14 protein-coding genes and 2 pseudogenes are annotated in these 13,247 nt (G+C 29.5%); all 16 read right to left on the reverse strand.

Features of this window, described 5'->3' with window-relative positions; translation table 11 throughout:
- Positions 1-125: 125 nt before the first annotated feature.
- The 16 genes and pseudogenes from CLPUN_RS19950 to CLPUN_RS20005 all read right to left on the reverse strand — a co-directional run bounded on the left by CLPUN_RS19950 (position 126) and on the right by CLPUN_RS20005 (position 13,116).
- Positions 126-854, reverse strand: a complete 729-nt coding sequence (locus CLPUN_RS19950; protein ID WP_077849031.1) for a FadR/GntR family transcriptional regulator — start codon at positions 852-854, stop codon at positions 126-128.
- A 338-nt stretch (positions 855-1,192) separates the two neighbouring features.
- Positions 1,193-2,008 (reverse strand): nitroreductase family protein, encoded by an 816-nt coding sequence (locus CLPUN_RS19955; protein ID WP_077848992.1) that lies wholly within the window; start codon positions 2,006-2,008, stop codon positions 1,193-1,195.
- A 42-nt stretch (positions 2,009-2,050) separates the two neighbouring features.
- On the reverse strand, positions 2,051-2,782 hold the full coding sequence (locus CLPUN_RS19960; RefSeq protein ID WP_077848993.1) for a DsbA family oxidoreductase: 732 nt from the start codon (positions 2,780-2,782) through the stop codon (positions 2,051-2,053).
- A 101-nt stretch (positions 2,783-2,883) separates the two neighbouring features.
- Positions 2,884-4,521, reverse strand: a complete 1,638-nt coding sequence (locus CLPUN_RS19965; RefSeq protein WP_077848994.1) for a methyl-accepting chemotaxis protein — start codon at positions 4,519-4,521, stop codon at positions 2,884-2,886.
- Between the two features lie 654 nt (positions 4,522-5,175).
- On the reverse strand, positions 5,176-5,424 hold the full coding sequence (locus tag CLPUN_RS29825; RefSeq protein ID WP_341426106.1) for a transposase domain-containing protein: 249 nt from the start codon (positions 5,422-5,424) through the stop codon (positions 5,176-5,178).
- Positions 5,422-6,086 (reverse strand): annotated as a pseudogene (locus CLPUN_RS29830) (IS66 family transposase); the annotation flags it as partial. The gene CLPUN_RS29825 and the pseudogene CLPUN_RS29830, both read right to left, overlap by 3 nt.
- Complete coding sequence (locus CLPUN_RS29835; RefSeq protein ID WP_341426073.1) at positions 6,055-6,807, reverse strand: IS66 family transposase; 753 nt, start codon at positions 6,805-6,807, stop codon at positions 6,055-6,057. The gene CLPUN_RS29835 and the pseudogene CLPUN_RS29830, both read right to left, overlap by 32 nt.
- A gap of 105 nt (positions 6,808-6,912) precedes the next feature.
- Positions 6,913-7,005: a hypothetical protein gene (locus tag CLPUN_RS29710; RefSeq protein ID WP_423237315.1), complete on the reverse strand. Its 93-nt coding sequence runs from the start codon at positions 7,003-7,005 to the stop codon at positions 6,913-6,915.
- A gap of 5 nt (positions 7,006-7,010) precedes the next feature.
- Positions 7,011-7,274: an IS66 family insertion sequence element accessory protein TnpB gene (tnpB, locus tag CLPUN_RS19980; RefSeq protein WP_077848995.1), complete on the reverse strand. Its 264-nt coding sequence runs from the start codon at positions 7,272-7,274 to the stop codon at positions 7,011-7,013.
- On the reverse strand, positions 7,264-7,554 hold the full coding sequence (gene tnpA, locus CLPUN_RS29715) for an IS66 family insertion sequence element accessory protein TnpA (protein WP_423237316.1): 291 nt from the start codon (positions 7,552-7,554) through the stop codon (positions 7,264-7,266). The genes tnpB and tnpA overlap by 11 nt, the downstream gene beginning before the upstream one ends.
- A 263-nt stretch (positions 7,555-7,817) precedes the next feature.
- The gene (locus tag CLPUN_RS19985; protein ID WP_158078806.1) at positions 7,818-8,105 is read right to left on the reverse strand and encodes a hypothetical protein; all 288 of its coding nucleotides are present in this window, start codon (positions 8,103-8,105) and stop codon (positions 7,818-7,820) included.
- A 134-nt stretch (positions 8,106-8,239) separates the two neighbouring features.
- Positions 8,240-8,392 carry a hypothetical protein gene (locus tag CLPUN_RS27775; RefSeq protein WP_158078807.1) on the reverse strand — a complete coding sequence of 51 codons (153 nt, stop codon included), beginning with the start codon at positions 8,390-8,392 and terminating at the stop codon, positions 8,240-8,242.
- Between the two features lie 133 nt (positions 8,393-8,525).
- A pseudogene (locus CLPUN_RS19990) lies at positions 8,526-10,199 on the reverse strand (AAA family ATPase).
- 336 nt (positions 10,200-10,535) lie between these two features.
- Positions 10,536-11,210, reverse strand: a complete 675-nt coding sequence (gene pyrE, locus CLPUN_RS19995; protein ID WP_077848997.1) for an orotate phosphoribosyltransferase — start codon at positions 11,208-11,210, stop codon at positions 10,536-10,538.
- 242 nt (positions 11,211-11,452) lie between these two features.
- Positions 11,453-12,349, reverse strand: a complete 897-nt coding sequence (locus CLPUN_RS20000) for a dihydroorotate dehydrogenase (RefSeq protein ID WP_077848998.1) — start codon at positions 12,347-12,349, stop codon at positions 11,453-11,455.
- A gap of 23 nt (positions 12,350-12,372) precedes the next feature.
- Positions 12,373-13,116, reverse strand: coding sequence for a dihydroorotate dehydrogenase electron transfer subunit (locus tag CLPUN_RS20005; protein WP_077848999.1), 744 nt, complete (start codon positions 13,114-13,116; stop codon positions 12,373-12,375).
- Positions 13,117-13,247: the final 131 nt, after the last annotated feature.

The following is a 13,247-nucleotide window of genomic DNA, read 5'->3' on the forward strand; positions in this document are numbered from 1 at the left end:
ACAATTGATAATTTTTATATCACCTCTTCTAAAACGTACATATTCATCTGACGTATTTGAGTATAATCAAAAAAATACACCCTTCTATTTTTTTAGATTGGATGTATTTATCAATAATAATATAATTAATTATTTTTTTCATTTTGTATAACAGCTTTAATATTTCTGCGGTTGTATACTAAATGCAAAAACATTGCATCACGTGCCCCATTAGAATCATGTTCTCTAATTGCATTTAAAATTTCCCTGTGGGTATCCATTGTTTCCTTACGTAGTTTTTGATTTGTTATATCTATAAATATAGCAATAGAACTATTAATAATAGGAATTAAATTTCCAATCACTAAATTTTTACTGCTTTTAGCTATAGCTGTATGAAATTCTATATCTTTTTCTAAATAAAGTTCATTCTTTAAAATTAAATCATCTATTTCATCACACAAAATAGATATTTTATTTATTTCTTCTTCTGTAGCTTTTATTGCAGCTATAGATGCTATTGATGGTTCTATCATAAATCTTACCTCTAACAAATCAAGAGCCAACTTAAATTTATCTTTTATAAATGTCAAACCTAATGGATCGTCAGCAACTCCACCTTTTTCAGATATAAAAGTTCCAGCTCCACGTCTAATTTCTAAAACATTTCGCGAAACCAAAGCTTTTATAGCTTCTCTAATCGTACTTCTTCCCACATTGAGTTTATTTGCAAGCTCATATTCATTAGGTAATTTATCTCCAATACTCCAATTATTCTCCACAATTAATTGAATTATACGTTCCGAAGTTAGTTCTCCTAGTGATTTTGTCGAGATATTTATACTATTTAAATCAAAGTCTTTGAAATCTGACATATTTCCTCCAATATTAACACCAACTTTATTATCCACTAAATCTTTTATAATCAGAATTTTATCTACAATTATTATACTATAGTTATCAACTTTTGAAAATTGTAGCTTCCTATTTAATAGTGGTTTAACTTTCATATTATAACGTTCTTTACTGTTTAGTTTATTTTATATTATATACTATAATAAACTTCCTTAAAACATCTACTCTCTCTTTTTCCTTTAATTAAATGTATTATGTCCTTTCATAGTATAAAAGTTCCTAATAAAAAATGCTGGATAAAATAACTGTTTTTATCCAGTCATCTTATCCAGCAATTAAATTATTAATTTATTACGTATTATTCAATCCACGATGCTACATATTTGTATTTATTATCCTCTTTTCCACTTAACACCTTAATTTCGCCTTTTAATCCTTTTTCTTTTGCAGATAAACAAAAATGACATATACAAATTCCAATATCAATTCTACTAATTTCACTTTTACCTTCTGAATAGATATGATAAATATTATCTTCCTTTAGTATCCTCCAAGGTTGTTTATTCACGGCTGACGGAGCAAGGCGAACCATTTCTAAAACCTCATTATATTCTTTAGCTTCTTCAGGTGTTAGTGAAGTATCAAAATTCTCATTAAAAAATATTTGGGCAAAATCTTTTCTTCTAAAGGTATTACTTCCAAACATTCTTGCTAAAATGGATTTTTTTTCGCCCTCAATTCCTACCGGCGAAACTATTGGGAGCATTTCATCTTCTTTTAATTGCATTACTCTTGCAAAATTACCTTTGTTAAAGGTTCCACCTAACCAAACAGTTCCCAAACCTAAAGATGTACAATTCAATATCACTTTTTCAAATAAGAATCCCAAATCTTCAAGATCATAATTACTTTTTTTATAAGCTACAGCTAAATAATAATTTGCACCTTTTATTACTCCATAAGTACCCAATTTTATTGCTTTATCTGTATCCTCTTTTTGAATTAATTGTATTTTAACCTTTCCACCAAAAGGACCTTCTGAATTATTAATTTCATCTAAATAAGCTTGAAGTTTCTCTTTTACATCATTTGATATTCCTGTATTTTCATAATTTCTTACGGAATGTCTCTTCTTTATTATTTCATTTATTGGTTTATTAAATGTATTCGCCATTCTTACCTCCTTAAAAAATTACTTACATATTTCTGATCATTCTCAAATTTTACATTTACCATCTGAACAGTTGCCAGCATTAGAATCTTCATTGTCTTCACTTTTATTTTCTGATAAAAATTCTGTTGCTGCTTCTGAAAGTTCTTCCTTTTTTATCTTCTCAAGCATCTCTAAAAATAATTCAGATGGTTGTGCTCCAGATACTGAATATTTATTATTAAACACAAAATAAGGAACTCCATTAATTCTTAGTTTTGAGGCACTTTCTTCATCTTTTCTTACCTCTGCTCCATATTGGCCTGATTCTAAAATCTTTAAAGCTTCATCACTATTAAGGCCTACTTCACCTGCAAGATTAGCTAATACTTTGTAATCTGATATATTTAAAGAATCTACAAAATAAGCCTTTAAAAGTCTTTCTGATAATTCATTCATCTTACCTTCAGTTTTTGCATAATGTGATAATCTATGAGCATCAAAAGTATTTGTTGGGATTAAATCATCAAAATCATAGTTAAGATCAACAGCTTTTGCTTGTTCTATTATTTGATTATTTGATGCTTTGGCTTGTTCTACTGATATTCCATATTTTTTTGCTATTATTTCATGAATATTTTTATCAAATTTCTTTTTAGACGATGGGTCAAGCTCAAAACTTTTAAAAACTAATTTAACCTCATCTTTATATTCAAATTTATTTAAAGCAATTTCTAATCTTCTTTTTCCTATATAACAAAATGGACATACAAAGTCGGACCATATTTCTATTTTCATTTCTATTCCTCCTAATATTTTAATATATTAATCTATAAGCAACAAAAGAATATGTAGTATTTATTAATTGTGAAATAAATTTTAATATTCTTTCAAAAAAATTATACTTCAAAATTTGAAGTGCTCTTTTCTAAAGCTTTTGCCATATTAAGTAACTTTTTAGCTGTAATTGCCATTCCGTTAGTTATAGCTGCTTGTTCTTCTGCAGATGCTGTGACTTCTTCTGAAAGTGATGCTGTTTCCTCTGAATTAGAGGCTATACTCTCTACTGTAGACAAAATTTTTTCTTTACCTTCCATAGTTTTTTGAAGCACTTCATTAACTTCATTTATTTTCACTGGAATGATATTTACTTTATTAATAACTTCCCTAAAAGCACTTACTGATTCTTCTATATTTTCTTTGCTTTCCTCTACTATATTAACTGCAGAATCAGTAGTTTCTGAAACATCCTTCGTTTCTTCCATAATCTTATTCACTAAACCTGTTATATTTTTAGCAGAAGTTAAAACTTCTTCTGCTAGTTTTTTTATTTCTTCTGCTACTACTGAAAAACCCTTTCCTGATTCTCCAGCTCTTGCTGCTTCTATAGATGCATTTAATGCTAAAAGATTTGTTTGCTTTGCTACACTATTTATAACATCCACTATGGAATTAATTTTTGATATAGATTCATTTAAATTTTCCACTTTATTTCTTACAATGTGAAAAGATTTTTGCATATCTTCTATAGTATCTGATAAACTGGTTATATTTTCTGCTCCTTTAGTTGAGTCATTTTTTATTTCTTCCCCATTTTCAGCTAGTTTAAGTAATTTGCCACTTACATTGTTTAAGTCTGATGAAAAATTTTCCAAAATTTCAAGTGCATCTGATAAATCTTCAGTTTGCTTTATTCCCTGTTCAGATACACTTGTAACAGCTGCTACAATTTCTTCACTGGCTGATGCAACTTCTTCACCACCGTTAGAAATGTTATTTGACAGATTATTCAAACTTAAGGAAATAGATTTAATTTTCTTTATAAGTGCTCTAAGACTTTTGGTAGTTTCATTACTTGTATAAGCTAGTCTTCCAATTTCATCTTTACCTCTAACTGTATATTCTGCTGTTAAATTTCCTTTCCCTATTTCGCCAACAGTAAATTCTATGCTTTCTATAGGTTCAGCTATTTTTTTTCCTATTATTGTTCCAGCAATAGTAACTAGAATTAAAATGATAATACTAGAAATAATAGCTTTTGCAATACCACTTGTTATTGTACTCTCCATATTATTCACAGAAATACCTACAGAAACACTCAAAACAACCTTTTCTCCTTGTTTTATAGGCACTGTTACATTATATGCAGGAGTGTTTTTCCATTCATTCATAAAGGCTTCAGTCTTTCCTCTAAAAACATTTTCTAATTCTTTTGAATCTATTTTTTGCCCAATTGAATCCTTTGATGTCCCTGCTACCAGTGTTCTATCAGGTGAAATTACACCTATATAAAACAAATTTCCCTCTGAATTTTCATAAGTTTCATCAATTATAGATTGTACTTTACTGATATTATCAATTCCTGTATTTTCTATACTTATTTTTATAATATTGGCTAGATTACTACCATCATATTTCATTTGATTTTCCAATCCAGTTACCATTTGATAAGTTGAAAAAGTAGTATTAATTATTAAAATAATTGCCGCCATGGCAACAAAGTTAAAAATCAATTTTTTTCTTATAGACTTAAACATAAGCTTTTTCCTCTTCATATCATAATTTAAATTTATTCCGTACACGAACGAAATAAATTTCTTTGAGAAAATTCTCTTAAAGCATTTTCTCAGTATTCCTCAAAACTTTATTAATATTTTCTTCAAAGATTTGTTTTTCATTATCATCAAAATCATTTAGCATTAAACCTAAAAATTTAGCATCTATACTCATAAGTTTCTGTACTATATATAAAGCTTCTGGTTTGAGACTTATATATACACTTCTTTTATCTTCTGAGCATCTACATTTTTTTATTAAACCTTGGTTTTCATATTTATTTATAATATCAAATAAGGAAGATTTAGATATTTTCCTTATATTTTATATTTCATTTAAAATTAAGGTACTTCCATCTTTAGGAAGTATATGAAATAACGGAATATGATTTTGCAATATTGGCAATCCTTCTTCTTTTATTTTTTTGCAATAAACTTGTTTGAAATAGAGCTAATTTCATTTATCTTGCTTAATATACACCTACTTTTCATTTTACCACCTAATTCGTTCGAGTACGAATTAATATTAACTCTTTAAATTATTTTTGTCAATAGCTTTTTTTTATTGTTACAAACATACACGGTAAATCATGCGTACTTAGATAAATAAAGCCGCCATTTATGGCGCAGAGAAATCTATAGATTTTGTTTTTTACACTCAACTGGAAGCTTTTGGGACCATGGAAGAAGGTCATCAAGAAAATCAAGATTGGTATCTTCCATATGCTTTGGGATTTCTGTAAGAAGAAATTCAAAATAATTATAAGGTTTTAAATTATTTGCTTTTGCTGTTTCTGCAATACTATAAATAATAGCACTGGCCTTAGCTCCATCAATTGTATCAATAATATGCCAGTTACGTCTTCCGATGCAGAAGCCACGAATACTTCCTTCGTCAGCATTATTGTCAGCCGGAACATTTCCATCCTCTGAAATACTTTCAGATATTTTTCTTGATTAAGGCAGTAGGTGAAACCTTTTCCGGTTTCTGATTTTGGAAGAACAGCATTCTGGTGTTGTTTTACCCATGCGAAGAAAGCCTCTACCAACGTTTTTACAGTCAATTGTCTTTGCTTTTGACGTTCCTCTGATGAGATCTCACTTAATAAGCCTTCTACTTTATAAATAGCGGCAATCTGTTTCAATGCGTCATTTGCAAGTGTTCCTTTGGCCTTTTCTTTTCCAAGAGCCTTTACAACATTTGCAAAACGGCGCCTTGCATGGCTCCAGCATACTGCAATTCTCAGGTCTTCACGTTCTTCCTCCAAACTATGATAAACCTGATATCCATCCGTAACAACTGTGCCAGAGTAATTTTTCAAGAATTCACGCGGATGACTGGAATTACGTATCTTCTGATATTCATACAGAACAATAGGCGCCGCATTATGCATTTTCCCCGTTCGGTAGATCCACATATAGCTTTTGGCGCCGGCTGGCCGGCCATCTTTGCTTACGCAAACTGGCATTTCATCAGCCTGTGGCACCCGACTATTGTATATCTCTTTATGAAGCCTATCGTAAAGAAGGGAAATATCTCTCTCCACACTGGATTGTCCAATTTGCTATAACTTGTCTGCTAAGAACTACATCATTTCTTAAAAATTCCTGTTCCAAGCGATATAAAGGAATAGCATTGACATATTTGCTGTTCATAATAGCAGCCTCCAGTGAAGGCGTAACAATACTATTAAATAGCAAATCGGCTGGTCGCTTACCGCGAATAATAGTTTGATTATCACTTCCTGCATAAACTGCCACATGGTGTTCCTCAACTTCAAATTTCGCAGGGCGAAAGGCAAGCCTTTTATAAACTTCATCAGGAAGACGTCTCCATTTATCTCCTAGACGTTCCTTAAGCTCTTTTTCAGATAATTCATGGTTGATGACTATAACAGGAAGTTCCTTTAAATCTTCATCGCGTTTGCCTTTCGCTTTCTTACGTTTATAGGGTTTTTGGCAGACTTCTTCCATATAAGGTCCTACAACAAACTTGTTAACAATAGTAACTTCAGCTTCGTTGAAGCACATTTCCAATTGACCATCGTAAACCATCTTTTTTGAAGAGCGACCAAACTTTTGATGTTTTGCAATGCTTAGTTGTTCTAAAATCAAGTTCAAATTTTGATTTACTTGCTCTAGCTGAACTTTCTGATCAGCACAAGTCAGTGAAAGATTTTCTGTAAGTTGTTGCATGGTCATAAAAAGAGAAATGATATCTTCTTTATCGTATTTAATTAATTCGCCTTCTGTATATTTTTTATCCATATTGTGAAGATACCATATCTAGAAGCCACAAACAATAGAAAAAGCGTAATTTCTAAAAATTGTGGACAACCTCTGCAAATGAAATTTTTACTATGGATATATCAACTATAAAACCCTTGCGGGTGCGATAGCTTTAATAGCTTTCTTTTGTTCAATAGAAAGACCTTCCATTAACCATTTATACTGCTGAAATGAAATAGCTTTTACTTCATATTCATTACGTGGCCATTGAAATCTTCCTGTTTTTCAAGGCGCTTGTATAAAAGAAGGAATCCATCACCTTCCCATAAAAGTCCTTTGATGCAATCTGTTTTTATTCCACAAAACAAAAATAGAATTCCAGTTTTGAATGGATCAAGGTTAAATTCCTGCTGTATCATGCTGGCAAAGCCGTCGATGCCTCTTATCAAATCACTATAACCACAAGCAATATAGATTTTTTCAAAATCAGATGCATTATTTAACATTTGATATCACCTTCAAAACCATAGAAAGTAAATTTTCTGAAACGGTATTAGAAATTTCTAATACGTTATTTCCGACGTGTATAACCATATCTGTTCTAAAGATAGGTGTAGAGCTGTCTATTAAAGAATCAATAGGAACTTGGAGCTCAACAAAGTTTGCCTGGTTTTGCGATTCAATTTCTTTTTGTGTCTCAAAATCTTTCCCTTTAATGCGACGTTCCCAATAATAGAATTGCTTTTCACTAACATTGTTTTCACGGCACCAAGGCCTAACACCAATACCTTTACTGCGGCATTTTTATATAATAGATGTCCATTTTATTAAATTCTTTTCATTTTCAGTCTTATCCATACAGTACCTCCAAAAAACTAGTTTTAGTTACTTTGAAAAACTTGTAGTTTTTTAAAGCTTGGATTAATTATCTCAAAAATTTAAATCTAATACGAGGTACTTATGGTCTACCGTTTACTTTATAAATTCTTATTTATTAATGTCTTATTGAATTTCATAAAAAATAACAGCTAACTTTAAAAGGTTAACTGTTATTTTATATATACATAATTCTCGTTTTGTATTTTTTTACGCACTTCTGAATAGTATGCAGTGTGCCCATTAAATGCATGACCTACCTCATATGCTATTATCCATTTAATTGCAAACATTGTTATGTATTCAGCAATATTGTTACTAATTTTATCATCTGAAAATGCAATATCTATATCCATTTGCTTATTATCGCTTTTGTCACTTTCATAAATAATTTTAGTATTAATTTCAGTACACAATTTAGTTTTAGATGATAATTCAATAATTTCTTTTCTAGTATTCAATTTATAAAATAAACCATACAACTTATATATTGTTCCTTCATTTACTCTAATAATATCTAACTCTTTAAATTCACGACTTCCTGCATTGACAGAATCATCTTATAAATAATTAAAATTTAGTTGCTTTATAGATTTTAAATTGAATTTATTATATTTAGGTTGAAATCTTCAATCAACAAATTGGTAAATTTACGATAATAGTCAAAACAAACATCTGGTTCCTCAAAATTATATCTAAATTCATTCATTGTATTGCCTTTTTCAAAACATTTTATATTTCCTCCCAAAAGTGTACTCCTCCCAAACATTAAACCTATGAAAAGCAATACTTCTTATAGATAATTTAAATAACCCACGAAAATCCAATATTTAGATTTTCGTGGATTTCATGGTGGAGGTGAGGCATACCTCATTATTAAACTACCCTAATTTAACATAACAATCTTTCTCAAAAAAACTTACTCCATACCTAATAATATTCTTATATCCTTCACTTTCAAGTTCTTTATCATAACGCTTATTTTTTATCTGATCCAGTGCATCTTGAGCTCTTTTTTCCAAACTATCAATATTCTTAGCAATTTTAAATTCGATAACTATTACCACACCTCTTTTAGATACAGATTTTATAAATAAATCACTTCTGCCAGCTCCGCCTTCTCTGTTAGATTTTATTATATAATCATGCATATTAGCTAAAACGCCAACTACAAATCCATGATAGAAATTTTCATAAGCATCATTAAAGCTTATGGTTTCCATTAGTAATCTTCCAAGTTCAGCTTCAAAAGTATTAGCATCTCCATTTATTATGGCAGTATATAAATTGCTAAGATCTTTTGCTTTTACCTTATCGTGAAACCACTTTAGTACTTTAGTTCTAAAGATGTATTTAACTTCTTCATTAGGTATTTCCAATGTGAGATATTTTTGATTGGTTTCACTTATTCTTTCATTTATCTTTTTAAAATATCCAGTAAAGAACATAAAATTCCACAAATTATCTAAGCTATCATATATTTCACCATAAGTAATATCTTCATGAACTGGTTTTTCTATAGTTTTTCCTTCAATTAAAATTTCTATTTCATTTTTAGTCGCTGTATCTGCTCTTTCTATAAGACTTTTAACTATACTATTAGAACTTGTATTGGCCCAATAGGATGTTGTAAATGTATTTTTATTCTTATATAAATCTTTTACAAACTTTACTACATTCCATGGATTATATACCTCTGCTTTTCCAAAAATATATCCATCATACCACTTCTTAACAAGTTCTTCTTTTTCACTTAGTCCATAATCCGTAAGCATTTTATTTACTTCATCTTGAGTAAATCCAAAATATTCATCATAATATTCATTTAATATTGATATAATATCTAAATTGTTTAATCCTGTAAAAATACTCTCTCTAGAAATACACAAACAACCAGTTATAACAGCAAACTCTAAAGAGGAATTTGTCTTTAAAGCTGACTCAAAAAGTAATCTTATAAAAGCTATCATTCTATCGTAAAACCCTTCAAAAAATGCATTTTCCAAAGGTACGTCATATTCGTCTATTAATATGATTACTTTTTTCTTATGATATTTTTCTAAACATTCACATAAGAAATATAAAGAATCAATATAATCACCTTCCTCTCCCTGTTCTTTTAAAATCTTCAAATACCTTTCTTTTCTATTTTCTAATGCTTCATCTTTTAATATATATTCATGTCTTTCAAATTCTTCTGCTATCCTTCTTCAAATTGAAATATATGCCAATTCAAAGTTAGGCTGTTTACCTGATTTTAATGATAAATTAATTACGGAATATTGACTCATATGTGCAATATAAGATTCTCCTGCCTTCATTATATTTAAATTTTCAAAGAGATAAGAATTATCCTTACTGCTGTTTTCAAAAAAGTATTGAAGCATACTCATATTTAAAGTTTTCCCAAACCTTCTTGGTCTTGTGAATAAGTTAACAGCCGCCTTATTATCTAATAAATCTTTTATAATCAATGTTTTATCTACAAAATAATATCCTCTAGTTATTAACATCTCAAAATTATCTATTCCTATTGGTAGTGGTTTAAATTTCATGCCAAATATCATTCCTTTCGTTTTTTACCAAGTAACACAATTACTTATTCAAAAATATCATTTATTGGGATGATAACTCAATTTGTATTTCTATATCTTTTCTTATTTCTTATATTATACCCTATAATAAATTTCCTTAAAACAAAATGTAATCATATATATAATATTAAACATAGATAGTTTGTTCTTATTTAATTAGAATATATACAAAATCAACTTTCAAACCATATATTTACTATACATTAAAATGAATAACTTCTATATAAGTAAAAAATACTTACAGTAATCTTGAAAATTCAATTTCACTGCAAGTATTTTCTATTTTAATTCAAACTTTTATTTTGCTCCATATTGTTTGTAATATTCATCTATTCTCACTTTAATTTCATCTGTTATCAGTATAATTCCATTGATTTCTTTATTATATAAGTATTCTATAACTTCAGCCATAGTAACTATAGCACAAGTTTTAAATCCAAATTTTTCTCTAATTTCAACTAAGGCTGATTGTTCTCCTTGACCTCTTTCCATCCTATCCACCGATATTATAAGACCTTTGACATTAACATCTGCTTGGCTTTTTAATATAGGCATAGTTTCGTAAATTGAAGTTCCTGCTGTTGTAACATCTTCAACTATTAATACCTTATCACCATCATTTAATTTGCTTCCTAAAAGAATCCCTGTATCTCCATGATCCTTTACTTCTTTTCTATTTGAACAATATTTAACATCTATATCAAATGAATTTGAAAGTGCTATTGCTGTTGTAACACCTAATGGAATCCCTTTATATGCAGGTCCAAATAATACATCATAATCATCTCCAAAGTTTTCATTTATAGCTTGTGCGTAAAATTCTCCAAGTCTCTTTAATTGGCTTCCTGTTTGATAATTACCTGTGTTTACAAAAAAAGGCGTTTTTCTTCCACTTTTAGTAACAAAGTCGCCAAATGTTAATACTCCGCATTCTATCATAAAATCAATAAATTCTTTTTTATAAGCTTTCATCAATAATTCCTCACTTTCAATTTTTTTATTTTTATAAAAGTTAACTAAATTCTTTTTAAGTTAATAAATATTAATTAATAATTGCAAAGAAAATCATTTCATATTTTTTCAAACTTCAATGGAAAAGTGGAAGCCCAAATTTTATATTTGGTTAATCGAATTTTCTCTTTGAAACTTGTTCCTAAACTATTAATTACCCATGTGATACCCATAAACATCATAAACTGTTAACTTTTAAACAATTAAATTATTCCTACTATTTCATTAATATCTTTTATACCTTGTTCTCTTAAAAATGCTTCCATTTCTTCAATGATTTCTTTTCCTGCCATAGGATTTACAAAGTTAATAGTTCCTATTTGAATTGCACTAGCTCCTGCCATCATAAATTCAATAGCATCTTTTCCACTTGCAATTCCACCAAGACCTATTACTGGAATCTCTACTGCTTTAGAGACTTCATAAACCATTCTAAGTGCTACAGGTTTTATTGCTGGACCTGAAAGACCTGCCGTTATATTGTTAAATACAGGCTTTCTCTTATATATGTCAATTGCCATTCCCTTTAATGTATTTATAAGAGAAATTGAATCTGCTCCTGCTTCTTGACATTTTACAGCCATTTCAACTATGTCTTCTGCATTCGGTGATAATTTAACCATTAATGGTTTTTTAGACATATCTTTAATTTTCTTCACCACATCATAAGCTACATCTGATTTAATTCCAAATGCCATACCTCCATGTTTTACATTAGGACAAGAAATGTTAAGTTCAATCATATCAATATCTGTATTATTAATCTTTTCTATAGCAGCTTCATAATCTTCTAAACATCCACCGCCAATGTTAGCTATAACATTAGTTCCAAGCTTTCTCATTTTAGGAAGCTCATCTTGTATAAATGCATCTATTCCAGGATTGTTCAAACCTACTGAATTCATCATTCCTGATGGAGTTTCATATACTCTAAGTCCATCATTTCCCTCTTTAGGATTAATAGTAAGTCCTTTTGAAGATATTCCTCCAAGAATTCCAACATCATAAAAATTATTGTATTCGGCGCCGAAACCAAAGGTTCCTGATGCAGCAATTACAGGATTTTTAAATTCTACTCCATTAATATTTACTTTCATCATTTTAGTACTCCTCCTCTGGTTTTCTATAATTCTACATAATATCCATCAAATATTGGACCATCTTTACAAGTTCTCTTATTTCCACCCTTTGTTTTACAGGTACATACTAAACAGGCACCTACTCCACATGCCATATGCTTTTCCATTGATACATATATATTAACTTCTTTTTCTTTACACATATCTATAACTTTTTTCATCATAACTTCAGGTCCGCAGCATAAAACCGTATCATAATCTTCTGGTTTTAAAATTTCAGTAACAAAACCTTTTTGACCATGTTTTCCTGTGTTTGTAGATATATGAACTTCATTTACATATTCTTTTAATTCATCAATTAAGTAAATGTCATCTCTAAAACCTACATATAAATCTATTATTTGCTTTTGATTCTTTTCTCTTAATTTCTTTGCAACTTCTAGCATAGGAGCTGTTCCTATTCCCCCTGAAACTAATGCAATTTTATTATAATCCTTTTCTAAATCGAATCCATTTCCAAGAGGTCCTGTTAGTGCTATTTCATCCTTTACTTTAAGCTTTGTAAATTCTTTAGTTCCATCACCTACTACTGCATACAAAAAGGTCAGCTTATTTCCTGACTTTTCACATATACTTATAGGTCTTGGGAGAAATGTTACTCCATTAAGCTTAAGCATGAAAAATTGTCCTGCTATTATTTCACTATTATCTTCTACTACTAATTTGTATATATCCTTTGAAATTTCTTCATTGGAAATCACCTTTGCATCTCTATAAGTTATAGCCATGTTCTGCCTCCTAAAATCTAAATCTATATTTCTCATACACACTTTTTAGGTGAGAATCCAAATTTTACATTTGGGTTCTCGAATTTTCTTTGTGGGCATTTTACATTTGGCCAGCAGAACTTCCTCTGCAA

Source organism: Clostridium puniceum, from assembly GCF_002006345.1.
Classification (GTDB): domain Bacteria; phylum Bacillota; class Clostridia; order Clostridiales; family Clostridiaceae; genus Clostridium; species Clostridium puniceum.